Annotated in this window: 14 protein-coding genes and 1 pseudogene; 6 read left to right on the top strand and 9 right to left on the bottom strand. The window is 43.7% G+C overall.

What is annotated here, in order from left to right:
• Positions 1–65 precede the first annotated feature (65 nt).
• Entirely contained in the window at positions 66–1,604 is a 1,539-nt protein-coding gene (locus BUB99_RS01025; protein WP_170863703.1) for a sensor histidine kinase, read from the bottom strand.
• Positions 1,605–1,949: 345 nt separating this feature from the next.
• Between BUB99_RS01025 and BUB99_RS01020 the strand changes: the two genes are divergently transcribed.
• The 3 genes from BUB99_RS01020 (at position 1,950) to BUB99_RS01010 (ending at position 6,433) form a co-directional block, all read left to right on the top strand.
• Positions 1,950–3,710, top strand: coding sequence for a DEAD/DEAH box helicase (locus BUB99_RS01020; protein WP_073118629.1), 1,761 nt, complete (start codon positions 1,950–1,952; stop codon positions 3,708–3,710).
• Between the two features lie 350 nt (positions 3,711–4,060).
• On the top strand, positions 4,061–4,594 hold the full coding sequence (locus BUB99_RS01015; RefSeq protein WP_073118628.1) for a hypothetical protein: 534 nt from the start codon (positions 4,061–4,063) through the stop codon (positions 4,592–4,594).
• 84 nt (positions 4,595–4,678) lie between these two features.
• Positions 4,679–6,433 (top strand): toll/interleukin-1 receptor domain-containing protein, encoded by a 1,755-nt coding sequence (locus BUB99_RS01010; RefSeq protein ID WP_073118627.1) that lies wholly within the window; start codon positions 4,679–4,681, stop codon positions 6,431–6,433.
• Here the strand turns inward: BUB99_RS01010 and BUB99_RS01005 are convergent.
• The 6 genes and pseudogenes from BUB99_RS01005 to BUB99_RS00980 all read right to left on the bottom strand — a co-directional run bounded on the left by BUB99_RS01005 (position 6,427) and on the right by BUB99_RS00980 (position 18,033).
• Positions 6,427–8,727: a patatin-like phospholipase family protein gene (locus BUB99_RS01005; protein ID WP_084190269.1), complete on the bottom strand. Its 2,301-nt coding sequence runs from the start codon at positions 8,725–8,727 to the stop codon at positions 6,427–6,429. The two genes, BUB99_RS01010 and BUB99_RS01005, sit on opposite strands and share 7 nt — an antisense overlap.
• Positions 8,728–9,146: 419 nt before the next feature.
• Positions 9,147–10,355, bottom strand: coding sequence for an efflux RND transporter periplasmic adaptor subunit (locus tag BUB99_RS01000; protein WP_073118626.1), 1,209 nt, complete (start codon positions 10,353–10,355; stop codon positions 9,147–9,149).
• A gap of 10 nt (positions 10,356–10,365) precedes the next feature.
• Positions 10,366–14,791, bottom strand: a pseudogene (locus BUB99_RS00995) (CusA/CzcA family heavy metal efflux RND transporter).
• Between the two features lie 300 nt (positions 14,792–15,091).
• On the bottom strand, positions 15,092–15,484 hold the full coding sequence (locus BUB99_RS00990; protein WP_073118624.1) for a hypothetical protein: 393 nt from the start codon (positions 15,482–15,484) through the stop codon (positions 15,092–15,094).
• Positions 15,485–15,555: 71 nt separating this feature from the next.
• Positions 15,556–16,245, bottom strand: coding sequence for a potassium channel family protein (locus BUB99_RS00985; protein ID WP_073118622.1), 690 nt, complete (start codon positions 16,243–16,245; stop codon positions 15,556–15,558).
• A gap of 12 nt (positions 16,246–16,257) precedes the next feature.
• Complete coding sequence (locus BUB99_RS00980) at positions 16,258–18,033, bottom strand: TrkH family potassium uptake protein (RefSeq protein ID WP_073118620.1); 1,776 nt, start codon at positions 18,031–18,033, stop codon at positions 16,258–16,260.
• Between the two features lie 279 nt (positions 18,034–18,312).
• Between BUB99_RS00980 and BUB99_RS00975 the strand changes: the two genes are divergently transcribed.
• The 3 genes from BUB99_RS00975 to BUB99_RS00965 all read left to right on the top strand — a co-directional run bounded on the left by BUB99_RS00975 (position 18,313) and on the right by BUB99_RS00965 (position 21,676).
• On the top strand, positions 18,313–19,506 hold the full coding sequence (locus BUB99_RS00975) for an oxygenase MpaB family protein (protein WP_073120497.1): 1,194 nt from the start codon (positions 18,313–18,315) through the stop codon (positions 19,504–19,506).
• Between the two features lie 43 nt (positions 19,507–19,549).
• A complete protein-coding gene (locus BUB99_RS00970; protein WP_139280839.1) occupies positions 19,550–20,239 on the top strand; it encodes a DUF6989 domain-containing protein in 690 nt (229 codons plus the stop codon).
• Positions 20,240–20,329: 90 nt separating this feature from the next.
• Positions 20,330–21,676, top strand: coding sequence for a sensor histidine kinase (locus BUB99_RS00965; RefSeq protein ID WP_073120495.1), 1,347 nt, complete (start codon positions 20,330–20,332; stop codon positions 21,674–21,676).
• Positions 21,677–21,692: 16 nt separating this feature from the next.
• On the opposite strand, the gene BUB99_RS00960 is transcribed toward BUB99_RS00965, so the two are convergent.
• The gene (locus BUB99_RS00960) at positions 21,693–22,205 is read right to left on the bottom strand and encodes a hypothetical protein (protein WP_073120493.1); all 513 of its coding nucleotides are present in this window, start codon (positions 22,203–22,205) and stop codon (positions 21,693–21,695) included.
• A 10-nt stretch (positions 22,206–22,215) separates the two neighbouring features.
• A complete protein-coding gene (locus tag BUB99_RS00955; protein WP_073118616.1) occupies positions 22,216–23,373 on the bottom strand; it encodes a DUF3667 domain-containing protein in 1,158 nt (385 codons plus the stop codon).
• Between the last annotated feature and the right edge of the window lies 1 nt (position 23,374).

The raw sequence follows: 23,374 nt of genomic DNA, 5'->3' as shown, positions 1-23,374 counted from the left end.
TTAATCTGTATTGCCTCCTGATTATTAGAAACTTAAATGATGATAGCTGACTAAAGGTCAAATAGTTAATCTGTGTCGGATTTTTTAAACTGCTCGTTGATGATGTAGTCTATGTCTTTTCGGGTAAGGTTGCTGCCGTCTTCGAGGGTTGCACTGATTTTTCGAACGATCTCATCCAAGTTTTTTGTAGATTGATAGAGGGCATGTATAAGCTCAGGGTCTTTAGAAAAGGCGGGGTTTAATTTGATGAGATTAGATAGCCCCAGTATGTTGGACAGTGGAGCGCGGAGCATATGAGAGTTGACAAAGGCATACTCTTTTAGTTGATTATTTTGAGTAATTAATTCTTGTGTTCGTTGTGTGACGGTAGACTCTAAGGAACCATTCGTTTCGATTAGTTTTTGGTTCAGGGTGTGTAGCTCTTTGTTCATACTAGAGATTTCATCCCGTTGCTCATGTAATGCTATGTTTTGTGTTTTGAGCTGATTCATGAGTTGAAGTATTTGCTCGTTTTTGTATTGAGTTGATAAATAATCCCCGAGTGATTGTACGATCAGGGCATCTTCTGCACTCCAATTTCTTACATACTTTTTGTTTTCACAGCAGATCACACCTATGACCGATCTGTCCTCATAGATCGGGCAGTCTAGCATGGATTTTATATTGTGAGGTTTGAGGTACCCTTTGGTTAACTCAGATGTGTCTTCATGGGTTTGTGCTAGTGGGGCTGTGATGAATGGCTTATGCTCTAGTGCATAAAAGTATTTTGGAGAGTCAATGACAGCTAAACTGACTTCTTCTCGATACACTTTTCCATTGTCTAATAGAAACTGCCTTTGAAGCTTTGTTTTGTCTAGATTATAGAACCAAATACTTACTCGACTCAAATTCAATAATCGGTTAAGCACTTGACAAACTTCTTCGATCATAACGGTGTTGCCCTTTTTTTCTAAGTTTTTTCTTGTCAAATCCATCATCGCTGCGTGATAGTCCTCCAAAATAGTAGTCTTAGCTTGAAGATTATTTTTGAGAGCTATGAGCTCTTCATTTTTTTCGACGGAGGATTTATACGCATAACCTAACAAATTGTATAGCACATATATGGAGATTAATAGTCCAGAGAAAAATATGATTCCTCCAATAGTAGTGGGTATGATATACACCTCTATGGCATAAGCCTCACCTGCGATCCAATGGATATAAAATGAGTTGCCAACATAACTCAAGAATACGATAACAACCCATAATTGTGAGGCACGAATACCTTGTGCAATAAGCGCTACCAAAGGAACAAAACACATCCAAAACACAATTGTGTTATAAGAAGCAGGATAATTAAAAAATGTAAGCTCGATCATCACCAGTATAAGAAATGGCGTCAAGGCTCTAGTTGACTTGATTTGCTCATCACTACGATAGCCATGTATTGTAGCGCTACAGCATAGGACAAAGTAACCTGAGTAGAGCCATAGTGGCCCTGATTTAAGATCGACGAAAATATCTGTGAGCAACAATAAAAATGCAATGGCTGTATGACCAAGTAGGAGGGAACGGTATACCGCTTTTGACTGTATTTTATAGTCGGTTAAATGTAACCCTCTCATTTCCATCTGGTTTTGTTTTTTCTCGAATCAACAACAATACTGAACGTTTAATCTACCAAAAAAACACGAAACAAAATCAGAGTGAAACTAATTATGTGATAAATATCGGTGTTCTATAAATAATAGGTTATCAATAAAATAACTTGCCTCTATTGAAGTTTTTTATCGTTGATTTATTCCACTTTTGGGATGCTCATAGAATACCCTCTTCTTATTCGAAGAGCTGTACAGGTTCATGAGATTTTATGAATGGGGTTCAGTGACAGAGAGTTGTATATAACTAGCAGATAGTTAGATTACTAGCGCTATGTTTTGTACCTTTGCGCCTCATTTAACAAATACATATTGAATACTTTCAAGGAATTAGGTCTTGATGAAAAAATTCTTCAAGCACTAACTGAATTAGGAATTAGCACTCCTACCGAGATTCAGCAAGAAGCCATCCCATTTTTACTTTCATCACAGGCGGATTTTATAGGTCTGGCACAGACAGGTACAGGTAAAACTGCTGCCTTTGGACTGCCATTATTAGAATTGACAGAGGAGGATACCAACGTTTGTCAGGGTATCGTTTTGTCTCCAACAAGAGAACTAGCACAGCAAATCGCAGAAGGACTCAAGTCTTTCGCAAAATATAGCAAGAAACTGAAGGTAGCGTGTGTCTATGGTGGCGCACCTATCATGAATCAAATCAAGGAACTTAAGAGCAAACCACAGATTGTGGTAGCGACTCCAGGTCGCTTGGTAGACTTGATCAATAGAAAAGTACTGGACGTAAAGCACCTCCGCTACCTCGTATTGGATGAGGCAGATGAGATGCTCAACATGGGGTTCAAAGAGGAACTTGATGTGATCCTCAAATCAACGCCAGACGAGAAGACGACTTGGTTGTTTTCGGCTACTATGCCCAAAGCCATTCGCACGATGGTCAAAAACTACATGCACGAGCCACATGAGATATCAGTAAAGAGTGGTGTAGAGGTAAATAAAAATATCGAGCACCAGTATATGGTGGTAAGACAGTCCGATAAAGTCGAAGCAATCAAAAGATTGGTAGACATGGAACCGGATATCTTTGGTGTATTGTTTTGTAGGACTAAAATTGATACCCAAAAAATGGCTGATGAACTGAGTAGAGTGGGCTATAGGGCAGAAGCATTGCACGGAGATCTAAGTCAGAACCAGCGCGACATGGTGATGAAGAAGTTCAAAGAGCGCAGAGTAAAACTTTTGATCGCAACAGATGTAGCGGCGAGAGGGATAGATGTGAATGATGTCACGCACGTGATTCATCACAAACTACCAGACGAAACAGAGTTTTATACACACAGGAGTGGTCGTACAGCGAGAGCAGGCAAGAAGGGGATATCTATTGCCATCGTATCTAAAGGAGAAAAGCGCAGACTTGATCAGATTCAGAAATCCCTAGGCATTGAATTCGAAAGAGTTATGGTGCCTTCAGGTAGTGAGATCGCTAACATGCGCGTAGATTTATGGGCGCAAAAGCTCGTGGAACAAAATGTAGACCATACGGTCACCGAAGAACTCAAGGCAATTGTAAACAAGAATTTAGAGGGACTATCTAAAGAGGACTTGATCGACAAATTGTTGACGATGGAGTTGAAAAACATGCATCTCAACGACAACAGTGATCTCAATGACATGAGTGTTTCTAAGTCGGACGATAGAGGAGAAAGCACGGGTGGTAGAGCTAGATCAGGTTTCAACAACTTTACGATTAACATTGGTAAGATTGACAATATCGGTAAAATGGATATCATGAACATCATCATCGAGGTGACGGGCATGCAAAAAGGTGAGGTTGGAAACATCGATCTTCAGAAGAAAAAGACAATCGTAGAAATTGGAAAATCAGAGTCTTCTAGCTTTACAGATAAGTTTAAGGGTTTTGAGTTTGACGACAGAGCCATTAGTGTGACTGAAGGAGGAGTCGCTGAGTCTAGCGGTCAACGCAGACGTCCAGGAGGTGGTAGACGTGACTTCCGTGGTGGCGGAGGTGGATTCAAAGGCGGTGGAGGCCATTCTCGTGGTGGGCACGGTGGTGGTGGATCCCGTGGCAGAGGCAGTAGAGAACGCCGTAAATAAGGTTCTAAGATTGATGAAATTGAAAAGCTTGAGTAACACTCAAGCTTTTTTTATGTCTCTTGAGTGTTGAAATCTACTATGTGTTCAATTTCAGGTTGTTAAGCGTATTACTGTGCTATTACTAGGTACAAAATACTTGTCTTAGAGAGATTACCGGATGCAAAATGTATGGGATGTCCCTTTCTTGATTTTAGTAATATTGAATAGTGCCTTTGTTTCTTACTCTGAATCAATTTAAGTTTATCCTAAAATAGAAACAAACAAACCTGATAAGAAGCTAACATGCATTAAATCAATGAGTTTTGTTGAAGAAACCATTGCGTAGATTTTAACTTACTACTATAACTAATATGAAGAAAACCATACTAACTCTACTTGCTATTACACTTTGGACGGGCCTAGTACAGGCACAAAACAATATCGTAGCTACGGTCGATAGCCTCACCATCATTTGGGACAAGGAAGCCATTGTTTTAGAAACTTATGAAGGCATGCGTGAATACTGTCACAATGGTCAGCACCGTCGTAACACCATCAAACTAGTCAAAACCATACATCACTATGATTCGGTACTACACAAGACCGTTCGTGACAAATATGATGCTAACCAAGATGATGAAGCGAAAGCGACATTGTCAGATATCGAAAAACTGGAAAAAGACTACACAACGAAGGAGTTTTTGGCTTTCATCCATGAAGAGTGTGCAGAGTTCAATGAGATAGAAAAGAACTACGGAAGAGCCAAAGGAAAGACTTACAAAAAGGAAGTTGAAAAAATGGAGAAACAATTGGTGAAGTACGTGGAACAAATCACTTATCAGATCGACATCATCGACGAACATATACATCACCTCAAAGCACTAGAGGAGGTTACACTCGATTAGTGAGTGGTATATATCTAATATTAGCTTTGGGGTATTTTCGGAGTTATTTAATGCCCCTTTGGGAGTAAAGTCTAGCAGCACATCATGAGTGATATATTTATCAGCTATTCGCGTGAAGATAAGTTACTGGCACGCCGACTAGGGCAGGCGATTCGTTCTGTGGGTTGGTCAGTGTGGTATGAGCAAGTCATGGATGGTGAGAGTCGAGACGAAGCACGAAAGTACGCCAAAGCGCAAATAGTGATCTGGTCGGAAGCCTCTGTGTCTGATGACGTTGTTCATCGAGAGGTGCAAGAAGCCTATGATCGTAAGCAACTGCTAGCCGTGGCATTTGATGCTACAACACCGCCTGATTCCTTGATTACAAGGCATTTGTTTCATTTAGGTGATTGGACAGATGACAATGATAAGGCATTTCAAATACTCGTTCGTGAATTAGAGGAACTGGCAGGACCACCGCGTAAAACCATTCGGTGGAAATCTTATTTGATAGCTGCTGCGAGTATCATTGGTTTGGCTCTACTGATCACAGGCGTGGTTCTTGTCAAACGAATGAATGACGAAAACATGGCTGATCATTTGGCTTGGCAGCAGGCATACCGTAAGCACAGCTACGAGCATTTTCTTCAATATAAAAAAGACTACCCACAGGGACTACACAAAATAGAAGCGGCACACTTTATCGATAGTCTCAGTGATCAGCTGATGTGGGATAGTGTACGTGTGCAACGTGATGCCGCTATGGTCATGATCTATTTAAATGCGCACCCAACTGGGCAATATGTCAAACAGGCTCAGCAGATTCAAGATAGCGTCAAAGATGAGCAAGCTTGGAAGAAAGCGACTACAGACGGCTCTTTGGTGGGTTACAAAGTGTATTACGAACTGTATCCTAATGGACTTTACCAGTCTGAAGTCCTACAACGTATCGACGCAATCGAGAACCCCAAAGTCGCACCTACGGTTAGACGAAAGACACCACATCTAGTACACAAATACAGTACACCTAAGGAGGTCGAATGTGTGGCAGTATCACCTGATGGACGAAAAATAATGACTCGTGCTTGGCAAACAAGTGCTTGGCTATGGGATATAAATGGAGAGGTGATCCATGAGTTCAAAGGGCACGACGACTGGATTACCTGCGTGGCGATAGCTCCCAACAACCGCCATTTTCTCACTGGATCGTGGGACAAGACTGCCAAACTTTGGGATCTGAATGGCAAAGTACTCAGTGAATTCAAAGGGCATACCGATCATGTGAGTACCGCAGCCTTTTCCCCAGACGGTACGATGATTGCTACAGGGTCATTCGATTATAAAATCCGATTATTTGATATCAAAGGGAAATTGCTGCAAGTATTTGAGGGGCATAGGGGGGTAATTACCTCACTGGCCTTTTCACCCAAAGGAGATCGTATCATCTCCGGATCAGCGGATCAATCTGCTAAGCTCTGGGACTTGACAGGGCATGAAAAACTATCTTTGGATTCGCATATCAACTGGGTTACGGATGTGGCGTTCTCACCGAATGGTAAATTCGTTGCGACAAGTTCCAGAGACAAAACAGTGCGTGTGTGGAGGCTGTCTGATCAAAAACATGTAAAATACAAGGGACACGAATCAGCAGTGAATACGGTTTCATTTTCCCCGGATGGGAAACACATCATCACAGGTTCATCTGATCAGACTGTCAGGATATGGTCTCTTGAAGGACAGCAAGAACATATCGTCAAGGAACTCGGTAATATTAACGATGTGAGTTTCGTAAACAACAGTGACCACTTTATTGTAGGGTCTAGTGCCAACAATGCCAGTCTGTGGGAGATTAGCTATTGATGATGGTTATTACCTCCTTGGCTCAGCCTATCTACCAGATCATGAATCGTAGATTGCTTGCTTTTAGACTGTACGTTTCGGATCAAGGATTTCTTTTCCTTTTCGGTCAGGTGCCAGTTGAGTGAGGGACGTTTGGCTTTGGTCGAGTCCTTTGTAGACACGCCTTTGTGATCATTTTCTTCTCTATAGTCCTCGTACATATCATACTCTAGTACGAATTGATGAATGCTGTCAGGATACCATGATTTCATGTATTCTAGTTTGTAGGCATTGTTGACGTCCTGAAAGTTCGCCAAGTTGTTGTAGACACTGCTGATGGGGTTACTGACCTTGTCAAAGATGGATTGATGAGACTGTGGTTCGATGACTTGCACACGCTTGGTATCCCTGATGGTAATCAATACCACGGATGAAGTGTTCTCCGCCAACCAATCTTTGAAGGCATAGATGAAACGCACCGCATCCGTCACGCCAAAGTTGTCCGTGACACCCGCATCCATGACTTTGATAGTAGGATCGGAGGGGAGAGAGATGCTGGGGGTGATGTAAGGGAACGATGCATTCATGCGCAGTGCACTCGTATATCGGATGTCTTTAGCACCCTGATTCTGGAAGAAGCGCTGAAAATCTATCACATCTATGATCGGTTCGTTGATGCCTGTTTTGCGCCTCGGGCTGGTGTTCATAAAGGCGGTGTTGAAATCTGAGATGTATAGTTTTCGCCCATCGTTCATGACCGTAGAACCGAATAGTATCATGGGGATTTTGGCTTGAGCTTCTAGTGCGCCATAGTCGCTAAGTTTTTTATCCATCACGAAATTCGTATTGGTATGGAGCTGTTGCTCAAAAGCGAAACCTCTGTCCTTAGAATATATGTGTCCAGCATACGCAAATCGAGGATTGTGGAGAAAAAGGTCATTGACGACCAAGTTGAAAATCATAGGGTTGAGGTTGTCACGGGCGATCTGATCCAGATAGATGTCGCTGTTGGGATCTGAGATGAGACCTAGTTGACGCTGATAAGAGAGCTCTCGGTAGAAAGATGCACCCACCATACCGCCTGATGCACCCGTGATCAGTACGGTCTGATCCATGAGGGGCTTTTTCATCCGCTGGTCGATCTGCCCTAGTACTGCATGTGCCCATAGTGCAGACCGCGAACCACCACCGCTCACGCATACGAACACCGCAACCGGGTCGTCTGTTTTTTGTTTCTGCTTCCATTGATTCAATACCTGAATCATTTTACGCTTGTCGTGCGCGATGATGCTGTCGGTAGATTGTTGGTAAAGATTAGAGATGGTGTAGTTCGCAGGCACCGTGTCATAGTTGAGCCCAAACGCTTCATGATAGTCTAGAATGATCCCTGTAGTAAAGAGAATGTTAAATATGATATATACCCCGAAAAATGCAGCTACGAGCCACTCTTTAGTCCAGTAGGCGAGTGCACCCACTGCCATGGTGATCATCCCGAAGAGTACCATCAGACTAGCTGCAGCTGGCAATTGAAAAATACTATAATCTATACCACGTCCCATCAGAAGAATAAGGCCCGTCAGGATGACTACCAATATAACTGAGTTGAGGTGGTTTTGATCAAACACCCGAGTGATGATCTTTTTGTTGGGGAATTGATACAGCTCCTTGGTATCGTGTATCCTGAGGTTTAGCCCGATGAAGGAGGTGACTTTGCGCTTTTTTCGGTTGGATAGTCGGTCGAGTATATTGATACGGCTCAGCTTGATTAGCTTCAGCCTTGCATTTAGCTTTCGAGTGATGTAGGCGTAGATGTTCTTATTGGTCAGCCTAAAGTACCCATAGAGTAGCGCAGTGATGAGAATCAACCCTAGATAGAATCCCGCCAAAAAGGTGAAAATGGTAAACCCTGTATTGTGTTCGTCTTTTGACTGAAAAATACAGATCGCAACCGTGTACAGTGTCAAAATACAGAGTGGAATGACACTGTTGTTGACTGAAAAATTGCTAAAGGGTTTTTTGAGCAAACCGACAAAACGGTACTTGTTGGCATGAAGAATATAGCCTGTAATGTGAAAAGAAACTGTCAATATGCCAAACCCAATACCAACGATGAAGAAACTCCAAAAACTGACTTCATGGAGGTATTCAGGGTCTAAAAAAACATAGGGAATGCCCATGACATTGCCAGAGGAGCCTGTGATAAATAGAAATAACAGTACCCATGCAATGAGGAGAATTTGATGCGATTTGAAATATTGGGCAAATAGTTGGACGGGAAATGAAAAAATGAAATTGTCAAGCATGCTCCGTTTCATAGAATTTCCCCTCTGTTTATTAGGTTAATTTGGATGATGGTAATCCTTATTTAATTTAGAAATACCTGTTTGATATTTGGTCACGATACCACATTTTTTTCATCAAGTGGGAATAGAAATAACACTCACGTCACATACATACTTTAATAGCCTCTTCAGTTGTACAGTTTTTAAGGCTTTATCTACTTTTCGTTCTAACTCAGGGTATTTTGTAATCTTCCCTAACAACATGAATAATGCTTTCTTCATCCCGAATGATGCATAGCTTCATCGGAGTTAATAGCCTGTCTGATTCGGTAGATCGGAAAAAAGAAGAATAGTTAGTAGGTTTGGGTTTTCTTTGGAACTGAGCGTCAGATACTATTTACCTATTACCTATTCTTCTTTTAATATTTAACTACTGAATTGCATAATTCAGGTTAATGGTGATGTCCAGACTCAGTATTTTTCGATTTGGCCAGTAAGGTGAAGGCTCCCTGCTTAACTAACGTTAGCGCACTGATCTCTTGGGTATCATCTATCAGTGTCACATGGCTATAGCCATCTTCTGTTTCGCCTTTTTCGATCTCTAGCATCTCATACTGGTGGACTGTTTGCCCATTCTCTTGCTTTTCGCCGAGTGCTGCAAAGACGAAGTATTGGCCACCAAAGCGTACAATCGCTTCTTCAGGCAAAGCCCACACTTCATGCATAGCCGTCTCGATACGCGCGGAGATATACATGCCAGGCACGAGACCTGACTGATCCACAGTGTCGGTATCGTGGTACTGGAGGTGCCCATGTACGGTGACGGAGCGATTTTCTCGGACACTCGTCCCCACGAGGAAGACCTCTGCTTCGCGCCAATTGGTGGGGTCATTACTGAGTGCAAAACGGATACGCTGTCCTGTTTTGATTTTGGGAATGTCATTTTCGTAGACGGTGAGCTCGACGTGCAGATCGTCAGAGTTGGTGATGTCCATGATCACGTCCTGCGGACCGATGTATTTGCCTACATTGGTGTAGACCTCTCGTATAGATCCACTGACAGGCGCATAGAGGTTCACGGCCTCAGAGATTTTACCGCCTTCTACTTTCTTAGGGTTGATGCCTATCATTTTCAATCTAGCTTCCATGGTTTTAAGCTTTGCCTCGTTGGCGAGGTATAGGCTTTTGGCTTGCTGATAGCTTTTGGCGGATGCCACTTTCTCGTTGTAGAGATGCTCTTGGCGTTTGTATTCTTCGTCGAGGTACGCACGATTGGCCAGGCTTTCCAGATATTCCTGCTGAAACTGGATGAACTCTGGGTTCTCTATGGATACCAAAAACTGTCCTTTCTTGACGGCAGTACCCGGTAGCATGTCGGTGTATTTGACGAAACCGCCATAGGGCATATTGATCGAGATATTGGACTGTGGGGGTACATCGATGATTCCATTGACTTTTAGTTCCGAACCGATGTTGCGCTTTTCGATTTTTCCCGTGACGATATGGGCACGTTCGAACTGCGCTGTGGTGAGCTCTATGGCTTCTTCGTGTTCATCATGTCCATGTTCCTCTTCCTGAGAATTCGGTACAGTGCAGCCATATTGTAGGGCTGGTAGGAGGAAGAGTATGGCGGATATTGTTTTTATGAATGTGTTTTTCATGATCTGTATGTTATTGTACGCCTGAGATCCATTCGATTTGAATCAAGGTCTGGTTGAATAGATTCAGCGTTTCTAGATAATTAAACTTGATATTGAGGGCGGTATTGAGGCCCTGTATGTACTCGATGTAGCCTATGCTGCCACTCTCGAATCCTTTTTGGGCTTGCGCCAAAATAAGATCAGACTGCGGTAGTGCGTTCTGACCATAGTAGTCGAGACTAGCGCGGTACTTTTGGTACTGCTGTAGGAGTGCTTCCAGCTGTCCTTGCAGCGCATGGGTCTGTGCCTCTAGCTGGGCAGCAGTAGTCTGTTGCTTCATTTCGGCTGCTTTGACCTGCGCGATTTGGGATTTAGAACTGAATATAGGGATGGCCAAACCTACACTGAACCCATCGAAGCGATCACTCGCTGTATAGTTGGTCTGACCACCCTGCAACGTGCGCCCCGTACCTATCAGTGACTGATTGAAATAGCCCAGTGTGATATCAGGCAGCAGTTGTGCTTTCTGCACGGACTTCTCACGGGCAGCGATTTGCATCTGCTGCTTGAACCAGGCGAGGGTAGGGTTCTGTGTGATGTCGCTGGACTCGGGTGTGATCTTGTTTGCGCGACGTTCTAACTTGCCCAGCGGCTGTATAGTAGCATCCTGTATATTGAGCAGTGTCCGGAGTTGGGTCTGCAAAATCGAAATATCCGATTGGTTCTGGTCTATCATGACATGGATCTCCGCTACTTGGGATTCGGCGGTAGCTTTTTCGAGCAGGTTGCTTTCTCCCGTTTCGTAGCGTAGTGTAGCAGCGTGTACATAGCGCTGATAGATGCTGTCTTGCTGATGCAGTAGTTCCGCTTTGCTCATCGCCAGCCACAGTGCATACCAATTGGACTTGACCTGCTGTATTAGCTCGTTTTGCGTAGCGATACGCATCTGTTCGCGTCCCTCTACCTGCGCCTTGGCCAACTTATTTTGGTGCGCATATACACTCGGGAATTCTATCCGCTGACTCACGTTGAACTGATTGTCATCGCTTTGGATGCTGTTGTACTGTCCATGGGTCCACGATACCTCTGTTTTGGGTATATCCCAACTGCTATTTTGTAAAGCCCGCTGTTGTTCGATCTGTAGATCAGCAGCTTTGAGCGTAGGGTTGTTGGCTATGGCGGTTTGTACCGCTTCGTCTAGCTGATGGTAGGTGTTCGCCTCCGTTGTCTGCGCCCAGGTCACGGTTTGGCTCATCCATAGTGTAATGACAATCAGTACAGTATGTGCGCTAGGGATAAGAATCCGTTTTATATCTTTTTCTTTATGCATCATGCTCAGATTTAGAATTCAAAGTTTTGCGTTCGAAGTAGTAGTAGAGTATCGGCAGCACCACGAGTGTCAATAGTGTAGCAGTGATGAGACCACCGATAACTACCGTAGCGAGAGGCTTTTGCACCTCAGCCCCTGAGGACTGGGATAGTGCCATCGGCAGGAAGCCGAGTGACGCCACTGCTGCAGTCAGTAGGACTGGGCGTAGACGGACTTTTGTCCCTCGATACACCCGCTCAAAGAGGTCTATAACTCCCCTGTTTTTCAATTGATTAAACTCAGCGATGAGAACAATCCCATTGAGTACTGCCACACCGAATAGTGCAATAAAACCCACGCCGGCAGAGATACTAAAAGGCATATCTCTTAGATATAGCGCGAATATCCCTCCAATAGCCGATAGTGGAATGGCTGTGAAAATCAGCAAGCCTTGTTTGACCGATCGGAAGGTGAAGTATAACAGGACAAAAATGAGCAGTAGTGCAAGAGGTACAGCTACGAGAAGTCGCTGGCGTGCCTCTACCAAGTTCTCGAACTGTCCCCCATAGGTGACAGTATAACCTGGCGCAAGGACGATCTGTTCTTCGATTTTTTGTTTGATCTCTGTCACGATACTTTCCACGTCACGGTTTCGGACGTTGAATGCGACGATGATCCTCCGTCGGGTGTTGTCTCGCTGTATCTGGTAGGGGCCATCTTGGATCGATACGTTGGCGACTTGCCGCAGTGGGATTTGATGCCCATCGTTGCGAGAGATGTAGAGGTTTTGGACATCTTGCAAATCCTCACGGTTAGTTTTGTCTAGTCGTACTACCAGCTCGAACCGTTTCTCTCCCTCATACACCATACCAGCCCCTGCACCTGCAAAGGCCGCCTGCACGGTTCGGTTGACCTCCTGAATGCTCATGCCATATTTGGCCAGCTGATCTCGTTTGTAATCAATGACGATTTGAGGAACACCTGTGACTTCTTCTATGTACAAATCTACCGCACCTTCTACCTCTGTAGCCAGCTGACCGATCTGGTTAGCATAGTCAGAGAGGTCATCGAGATTTTCGCCGTAGATTTTGATCGCGACATCTTGACGTACACCTGTCATTAGTTCATTGAACCGCATCTGTATGGGTTGCTGAAAACCAAAGTTGACACCCGGGATTACCTCTAGCGCTTCAGACATGAGGTTGGCGAGCTCTTCGCGGTTGTCCGCTGAGACCCATTCACTTTTGTCCTTGAGTATTATCATCAGATCGGCAGCTTCTACAGGCATAGGGTCTGTAGGGATTTCTCCTGCGCCGATTTTAGCGACCACTTGTTCTACTTCGGGGAACTGATCTAATAGGATCGTCTCGGCCTGAGTCGTGGCATCTATGGTGTTCTGTAGCGAACTTCCCGTGACGACCCGAGTCTCGACTGCAAAATCCCCTTCTTCTAGGGTAGGGATGAATTCTCCTCCCATTCGGGAAAAAGTAAATAAAGCAACCAGAAATAGCACCAGTGTCATACTGAGGATAATGATTCGATGCGTCATGCACCATCGAATCATGGGATCGTATAGGTTTTGAATCTTCTCAATGATCTTATCGGAGATGTTGCGTTTGTGACGGGTGTCTTTGTTGAGGAAGAGGGCAGACGCCATCGGTACATAGGTGAGCGAAAGGATGAAGGCACCTAAGATGGCAAAACTGACTGTCTGTGCCATGGGACCAAACATTTTGCCTTCTGTACCGACTAGTGCGAGTATGGGCAGATATACGATCAGAATAATGATCTCACCGAAAGCGGCCGAACTTCTGATTTTGCTGGCGGACTGGTAGACCTCTTCGTCCATTTCCTTTTGCGTCAAGCGGCGAGACCATTTGAGGAGACCCAAATGATGCAGTGTTGCCTCTACGATGATGACTGCTCCATCTACGATCAGCCCAAAATCTATCGCCCCCAGACTCATCAGGTTGCCTGATACGCCAAAGACATGCATCATGCTAAAAGCGAATAGCAAAGCCAGCGGTATGACCGATGCGACTATGAGTCCCGCACGTAGGTTTCCGAGTAAAAGTAGTAATACGAAAATGACAATGAGGGCACCCTCTGTTAAGTTTTTGGTGACGGTACCGATGGCATTTTCTACTAGTTTGGTTCGATCCAAGAAAGGTTCGATGGTGACGCCTTCGGGTAGTGATTTTCGGATTTGATTGATCTTTGTTTTGACGTTTTTGATCACCTCTGCTGAGTTTTCGCCTTTGAGCATCATGACGATGGCACTGACGACTTCTCCTTTACCGTTTCGGGTGGTAGCGCCGTAGCGTACGGCACTGCCTAACTGTGCCGTACCGACATCTCTGATCAGTACAGGGATGCCGTCAGCATTGTTCTTGATGAGGATGTTGTTGATGTCTTCTAAGCTACCGACCAGCCCTTCGCTTCGGATAAAAAGTGCTTTATTGTTCTTCTCGATATATGCCCCGCCTGTATTTTCGTTGTTGGCAGATAGTGCCTCGAATATTTCTCCCACTGATACCTTCATGGCATGAAGGCGATCTGGGTCTATGGCGATTTCATATTGTTTGAGGTAGCCACCGAAACTGCTGACATCTGCTACACCTGGTGTGCCCAACAACTGCCGGCGTATGATCCAGTCTTGGATACTGCGAAGTTCGCGTGCATCATATTGGTTTTCATAGCCTGGTGCTGTACCTACGACATATTGGTAGATTTCGCCTAGTCCCGTGGTGATAGGACCGAGGTGCGGTCTGCCGACCCCTGGCGGGATTTGCGACTCCACTTCGGACATGCGTTCGCTGACCTGTTGTCTTGCCCAGTAGACGTCTATGTCTTCTTTGAACACGATGGTCACTACAGACAGTCCAAAACGTGAGAAAGAGCGTATCTCCTCGATCTCGGGAATAGTCGCCATGGTAATTTCAATCGGAAAGGTGATCAAACGCTCCACTTCCTCTGCGGCGAGGGAAGGGGATGCGGTGATGACCTGTACTTGGTTATTGGTGATGTCGGGGACTGCGTCTATCGGTAACTGGCTGAGCGAGTAGCCCCCCCAGATGACCAGGCCTAGCGTCAGTAGCCCTATGATCAGCTTGTTGTCGATCGAAAATCGAATGATTTTATCAAGCATATTGATTCATGTTTATTCCGAGATGAATGTGAATCCACCCGGATTTTTTTAAGAAATATGTTATGGAGCAATAGCCCAGTGACCGGTGGAATACAGTATGTATATATGTATGCCCAAAAGGTCAAATATAACTATTGATGATTGAGGTGATAGAGTTTCTCTATTCAGCTCAAGGTGTGATGCTGTGGATAAAGTATAAGGAGACTAACAGGTACGTGATAGTACCATGGAAAAAGCCATAGTCTTGTCCCATGAGCTGCACGGTGGCTTCATGTCAAAATCAAATCACACAGCGTTTGCTTAGCCGAGCTTAGGTGGTTGAAAGGGTGCTTCGCTGTATTCAGAAGCGATATTTTGATCGTAGGAAGTGTATTGTGTGCGTTCAATAGCACTCAGCTCGCTAATGCTAAACTGCTGCTCGATGGTGCAGAACAGTGGAGCGTGTTGACATTGGTGCTGCCCATGAAAGGGAAGGTCATTGTCCTGTGCTTCATCGTGATGTCCTTCTTCCTCGTCGCTGAGGTAGTCTTCGATCAGAAATGCTACAAAGGAATCTCCGTCATAGGCTTTGTGTTCTTGATAGTGACTGATGAGTGCTGGTAATTTTTCCAACTCACAGCATATATCCATATTGGGCACGAGTGCCTGTGTAATGAATATGAAGGTGAGTAGTATACCAATCGGGTTTCTCATAGGTAGCACAAAGCTAGTTAAAATTCTGGATGGACCTTTTGCTATGCCAAGATTCATTGTCAATTGATAGGTTACTCTCCATCCTCTAGTAGTTTTCGGATGTCGGACATATTGCCATATAGTACGAGTATGTCATGTTTGTTTAGGATGGTATTGGCGTTAGCGACCTTGTTGATCTCTCCAGTTTTTTTAATACTTCCTAAGTCATTTTTCTCTTCTGTCACACGCATAGTGGTCAGTACGACTACATTGTACTTTTCTTGTAGGTTGAGTTCTTGAAGGCTTTTGCTAACATACTGAGTAGGTACAGTTGCCTCAATGATGTTGTGATCCCCTGTGAGCTGAAACGAATCTACAACTCCCGTAATGTTCAGTTTTTTGGACCACCGGTTGGCTGTTTCTTCTTCAGGGTGTACAATCTCATCCACACCCATGGCTTCTAGTACTGTCTCGTGTAGCAGAGAGACTGCACGGCTAATGAGGCGTTTGGCTTTCATTTTCTTCATTAGTGCAGTCGTCATGATGTTGGCTCCTTCATTTTCTCCGATGCATACGATGACGACATCAGTGTCTGCGAGCGGTAGATTGGTGACGGCTTGTGGGTCAGTACTATCCAGGCAGATGGTGTGGGTGATCGCTTCGCGCAGTGCATCGACCTTGCTCATGATATTGTCCACACCGATGACTTCATTGCCTGATTCGGTGAGTTTTTTGGCTAGGGATGCCCCAAATACGCCTAAACCGATAATTACATATTTCATAATTGGTGTTGATTAGTTGATCAGAATTTCCTCTGTAGGATAGCGGTAGTTCAAATGTTTGATTTTTCTCATGATAGCGATGAGTAGCGTCAGCATACTGACTCTGCCGATGAACATCGTCGCGATCAGCACAAATTTACTTGCCGTAGACAAACTCGCCGTGATTCCAAGACTAAGGCCGACTGTACTATAGGCTGAGAAACACTCAAACCCGAGTCCTAGCAAATGCTGGTCGGGATCAAAAGCAGCCATTAGTACGATGGCTGTACCTATCACGACTAGTGAGAGAGAGATCAGGGCAAATGCTCTACGTACCGAAATCTCCGCGATCTCTCGGTTGAATAGTTCAATTCTGTTTTTTCCTTTGGCTATACTTAGGTAGTTGAGTGTAGCGATGGCGATGGTACTGGTTTTGATGCCGCCACCAGTAGAGCCAGGTGATGCACCTATCCACATCAGCATGAAGGTAAATAAGATCGTGGAGAAGTGCATGGCGGTCATGTCTACGGAGTTGAAACCTGCCGTTCGTGGTGTCACTGCGCCAAAGAATGCAGTGACTAATTTTCCCAGCCCTTGGTGTTCCTTCAGCGTGTTGTTGTATTCAAATCCATAGAAAACAATCGTACCCGTCACGATTAGCAATAAGGTCGTGATGACAACTATTCGTGTATTGAGATTGATCATCCATGGATTAAAGATCATTTTTTCTTTATCTCCTAGATGCATTAGGCGATGGATGACTAGATGCTTGAGGTATTTATACAGGTTGAATATAATGGGAAAACCAATTCCACCTAGAATGAACAACATGGCAATAGACAGATGCATAGGGTAGTTGTATCGATAGTCTATGTCGTAGAGGCTACTGGCTAGTGTAGAGAACCCCGCATTGCAGAAGGCTGATATAGAGTGAAAAACCGAGAAGAAAATCTGCTGTGATAGTGAAGGGATCACTGTACTATCCAAACTGATGAAAATAAACACTGCACCAAGTAGTTCGATAAGGACGGTGATGAGAATAATTTTTTTCAAGGTGTTAAATACCTCAGCGATTTTCTCCGAATTGGTCATGTCTCGAAGTAGGAGTTGGGTTTCGTAACTAGAGCTGCCTCTAAAGAAGTAACTGAAGTAACTCGTGAATGTCATGATACCCAGCCCGCCGATCTGTATCAGGCCGATGATGACGAACTGTCCAAAATGCGTGAAATAGCTTCCCGTATCTACAACAATCAGGCCTGTCACACAGACTGCACTGGTAGCAGTGAACAGTGCATCGATAACGGATATGCCATCATGGGTAGCGTTGGGCAACAAGAGCATAACCATCCCCAGCAGTACAATTACCACGAAACTGATGATAAATAACTGCGCTGGGTTGAAGTGTTGTACCTTGAAATCAATTCTCAGGGCGGAAAACTCTCGAACTAGGGATACCAAAATAGAGAGTACAAACCATTCTACGGTATTGAGACCTATCATGTGTAAACCCAAAAGAAAGTTGGCTAAGATGGTAAGCAAGAAAACTATGAGAACTCCGTCATAAGGCCATACTTTGGCTGGAGGTCGATCAGTAGCTGAGATATAGCGATAGACCATAGATGCTACTGTTATTATTAGTGTAAAGGTATAGAACCACAATAAATCCGCAGCGATCTCGGAGGATTGGTCAAACCCAAAATCAAATATCAAAAGGACTGTGGCAATCAGGGATAGGATGAATGGAACTCGCTTTACTAAGCGAGAACGAGTTGCCCGTGGTGAACCAAAATTTTGATTGTTGAACTTCAATAGGGGGAGTTAAAATGTCTGGAATAAATATCCAACAAAAACCCCAGTACTAAAAGGGATACGCAAAAAATGCTAGTGTATTTTCTGAATGAAAAGAGTTTGCCCCGGTTTCGTTTGAAGTCTCTATTGGGAGTGAAGCTGTGTTTATACCTGATCAAGGATTTAGTATAAGTATTGGAGGAAAACTAAAATAACTAAGAAACAGAGGGGGATAAACTTGTATCTCAAAACCATTCGAGATTATATTCACGGGTTGGGAGTTAGACTAATATGAATGATATGGCATTTGACTTGTCGTGTTTGGACACGGATAGCTTAGAGGGATTTAGGTCTCATACGGATCCTCTAGCAGACAATACGGTACGAGAGATTATAGATTCTGGGTATGAAGCTCAGATCAATCAGATATTTGCGTTGCTTGTGCAGAATGACAGTTTTGATGCGCATACCTTTTGTGATTTGGATGGGGATCTGGCAGATACTTTGACTCGTTATTTTGAAAAGAGTAGTGTTTTGCCCGAATGGGCAGATATGCAACAGGTCCTGATCGGAGAGGAGCTATTCGCTACTTACGGCCCGGAGGTGTTCATGTTGCTCAATGTGAGCTCTCTGCCGATGTGCTATACTTGTGCCAATGGTGCGCAAGTACTCTTCGATACGGGGAGACTGCTCACGCACAACGGAGATGTAGATCCGCTAGCCAGACGACTGATGGAGACGGCTCAGATGGTGGTCAATGTGCTTTCGCCTGGTGGGCTGTTGCCTGATGGCAAAGGACTAGTGACCATACAAAAGGTAAGACTGATTCATGCAGCGATTCGCTATTTCATTAAGAGACGCGGTTGGGATGCCGAAACTTTGGGCGAGCCTATCAATCAAGAAGATCTAGCAGGAACGCTCATGTCCTTTGGACCTGTGATATTGTCTGGACTCAAACACCTCAATGCAGACCTAACACCCATCCAGTGTAATGCCTATATGCATACTTGGAAGGTCGTAGGATACCTGATGGGTATAGACGAGCAGTTACTGCCCGATACCTACGAACAGGGATTTGGGTTGGCGACTAAGATACTTGAACATCAGGCCTGTGAGTCCGAAGCGGGCAAAGCTCTTAACAATGCCTGCACCTTGTTCATGCACGAAATGATCCCGATGAAACTCTTCGATGATGTACCTGCGTATCTGACCGAATATTTTCTGGCAGATTTCTCCAAAGCATCGGGGATTGATCTAGGAGAGTGTATCGGAGTAAAAAATGAAATTGATCTCCGTGACAAACTGGTACTCAGACTGACGCAGTTCATTGTAGGGCATTTGAGCAATGTCGCTAACATAGAGGTCGTCCAACGTATATCTGCTCCTTTTAATAGGTTACTATTGGAGGGGATTATCAAGTATTATAACAAGGGAAAGAAGGTTCATTTTTTCATCCCACCGAGTCTTAAGAAAAACTGGAAACTTGAAGACTAAAATAGACCTAACCAAAACAACTAATTAATTTAACTGACTAAGAATGAGTACTAACATGAAAGCAAACAACTATCCGGGCTTAGATGCTAAGACTACTTTTTTGATTATTTCATCCTCGATCATTTTACTTGTATGGTCTTATGGGAGTTCGTGGGTGGATTTGGGTCCTGTGACGGCTAGTATTATCACCTATGGTCTCTACATGTTCTACTGGGGCTATACGTTGCTCACCAAAAACTACCTCATCAAGAGGTTGATTATACTAGGAACCATCGCTGGGGTATTGGAACTGGTGACGGATGATTATTTGGTACATACGATTCACAGTTTGGTGTATCCTAAGGGAGAGTGGATGATATGGAGTTCGCCGGCCTACATGCCTTTTGCTTGGGCAAATGTATTGGTACAACTGAGTTTTATTGGTGTGTTACTCACACAGAAATATAATATATGGATAGCGTCTATTGTACTCTGTATCGCTGGAGGAATGTACATTCCGCTATATGAGCACCTCGCTAGCGGCGCAGGATGGTGGTGGTATAATAACAATACGGCCATGATTCTTAATGCTCCGATCTATGTGATTGTTTGCGAGGCACTGATTTCACTTTCACTTCCCTTGATCGTCTGGTATGCAGAGCAGCACATATTGAGAAGGACGGTATATCTGGGGATAGGATTGGGTGTTTGGATATACGTGAGTGCTATTGTTTCTTACATGATAGCCAGGTAGTTAGCCAGTTTGTCCTTGGATTGTATTCCAAAAGCAGCTTTTAGATTAATAATTATGGATATATTCGGGACGAGAAAACTAAATAAAGTAATGAAGATCGAATCAGCAATTGATTTCTTCATCCATCCTGTACATTTTGAGAATCCTAACGTTTTGCGAAGAGCTCGCCTGTTTGTGCGCGCCTGTTTGTTGACGAGTTTTTTTTCGTCTTCGTATATCTGGATGAGTGTCATCTTTGGTTATGAGCGTGGTGTCTACTTGATGTTGTTCAATGTCATTGGTTTTTTGTTACTGCCCTTGTACGCTAAAACCAAGGTGTCTATCGTATTATTAGGTAATGTTTATGTACTTATTGGTGCAGTAGCTATTGTGATTCTAACCTACTATTCTGGTGGTGTTTGGTCAGCGATATATCCATGGATCATATCCATACCTGTATTGGCTCTTTTAGTAGTCAACAAGTCCTCAGGGATTATATGGGGTGCAATATCGTTTCTAGCCATGCTTTGGTTTGGCTATAAGGCTTATATAGGAGTGGAACTGCCCGTAGAATACAATCCAGAACTCCGTGTAGAGTGGTATATCTCTGTTCTTCCAGGTTTATTATTGATCGTACTATTCATTGCATTTGTGTTTGAATCTATCCAAGCCAAGGCGCTGGAAGTACTAGAACGAAACAATAAGGAGCTTAAAGAACAGAAGGAAACTATTTTGCTACAATCGATTGAATTGGAAAAAGTGGTCGGAGAGAAGGATAATATCATTCGTGTACTAGCGCATGATCTAAAAAGTCCATTGTCAAACATTCAGAGTCTGGCCAAGTTTATCAATCAAGACATAGACCTTGAACAGAAAAAGCTGTTTGTACAGCTCATAGAGCGGTCATCTGTCAACGCACAAAACCTTGTAAACCGTGTCTTAGAGATGGACGCAGCGGGTCAAAGTGATTTGAATATTCAATTGGTACCTGTCAATACAGTATCGATTATCCGTAATATTATTCAACCAATCAAGGAAGGGGCTAAGGCCAAGAACATCGTGTTGTTATTTGAAGACCATACGGAGAACGCTTTATGTGATTTGGATGAAATTTATTTGACGCTAATATTGGAGAATTTGATTTCTAATGCGATTAAGTTCTCTCCTGAGAACAAGAAAATACATGTGGTATCTACCAACGAAGACAATATGTTGGTAATCAGTGTGATCGATGAAGGGCCAGGGATTGTTGAAGAGGATGTGAATATGCTTTTTAAAAAATTCACCAAGCTAAGGTCAAGACCTACGGCTGGAGAGAGTTCGGCTGGTCTAGGTCTGTCACTGGTGAAACGCTACGTAGAGATGATGGGCGGACGTGTGTGGTATGAAGACGCCAAGACAGGCGGAGCTAACTTTAGAGTTGCTTTTCAGTTGTCACCGTCAAAGGTGATAGATTAATTTTTGGCTACATGTTTTACTGACTGATTAATTTTAGGACTTTTTTTCCTCTCGATTGAATGGCTGCCGAGCCGAACCGCATCAAATCCTCAACAACCAAACGCAATTCGTTTTTGAGATCAGGATATATCACACACAGATTAGCCAAGACCGTCATCGCAAAAGCATGTACGGCGATGGCTTGTTTTTGATCCGTGAGGTAGTGAAAACAGTGATCTACAAGTTTTCCTTGATATTCCTCTGGGATGTCTTGAAACTGTAAAATCCGGAGTGTGTTTCGTTTGACTGCATCTATAGGAGACTTATCTAGGTGATCGATAAAGGTACCCAGATAGGGAAGTATCAGGTTAGAATCCATATCGTTGAGAGTAGATAGTACCCAGGCTGCATTTTGACATGCTCTAGCATTCTTGCCCAGAAAATGCTTAGTCAACGTAGACATTTGATCTGGATGAACCAAGATGTACTGTGCGATCTCCTTACCTGTAGATTTATTAAAGCGAGCTTGAAATAACTGATTTATATCCATGGACATTCATTTAGATATTGAATACGGTCAAGAGTAGCTCCGTTAGACTCGCGAAGACCAGAATGAATAAGTATATGAGTCCAATTGATAGATACTTGATCAGTGTACGTATCCATCCTTCTGCATAGACTTTCCTAAAAGATAGTGTAGCATAGATTGTCACCAGAATGAAACAGATTGGCCATATTTTAGCATAGGACAACTGTAAAGAGTCATGGTTTAGTACCAAAATAGCTCCAATGCCAAAGACGAAATAGGTAAAGCTATGTAAGTGGATCAAATGAATCAAATGTGAAAAATAGTAGATGTCTTTTTTGAGGTAAAACAACTTTAGTATTAAGGCCAATAGGGGAAGTAAGACCATCATCATGATGGGGAGGTTTTGCAAGATTTGATTCATAAGTATGTCCTTAGGCATCTGATCCGTTTTGATAGCCTGTAGTACAAGTTTTCTCTCAAATGCTGATAACCCATGGGTATCTAGCGAGTCCATGATTTGTAAGGCAGAGAGGTTGCGATCTTTTCGTAGCGAAATGTAGATTTGTCCATTGGAGGCGGAGAGAAAGTCGTCTGGTACACTGATATCTTTTGGGTTCAGAGTGGTGTCTTGCGCCATCATGTGTGCAATAGAATCTTTTCTGGCATGCTCTATCGAATCCCATTTGATACTAATGATCTGACTAAGATCCATCGATACTGAGTCTATCGTGGTTTGATTGGTTTCGTCTAGTCGTTTTTGTGCCTTGGAGATGAATCCACGTCCCATCATACTAAACACAAAGAAAAACAACAAACTCACGATCAGATAAAGCCGAATCGGATTGATGTAGGCTGCTCGTTTGCCTTCTGTATAGTAGTTGGTAAGTGCGCCAGGGTTGAAGAAAAAGGGAAGTAGACTATGGCCAAATCGAGAATCAAACGAAAAATAATTGTGTAGGAAGTCTGTGATGATCCTCCAAAACGAGAGTTTGCTATGGTTGTTTTCCTGACCACAGCGAGGGCAGTAGTTGGTCTCAATATCAAATGCCAACTGGCAGTTGAGACACTGAGTGGCGGGGTGTCTTTTGCGCTTGAGTGATGGCAAGGACACGTTTAGTTTTTGCACCTCTTGAAAAGCAGATTTGGATCTGCCGATGAGGTGTTTGATGTGCTTGTTCTTGCCTGCCACA

It is taken from the genome of Reichenbachiella agariperforans (assembly GCF_900142205.1).
GTDB lineage: Bacteria > Bacteroidota > Bacteroidia > Cytophagales > Cyclobacteriaceae > Reichenbachiella > Reichenbachiella agariperforans.
Note: the sequence above shows the minus strand (reverse complement) of the source record. Positions and strands in the feature narration are given on the sequence as shown.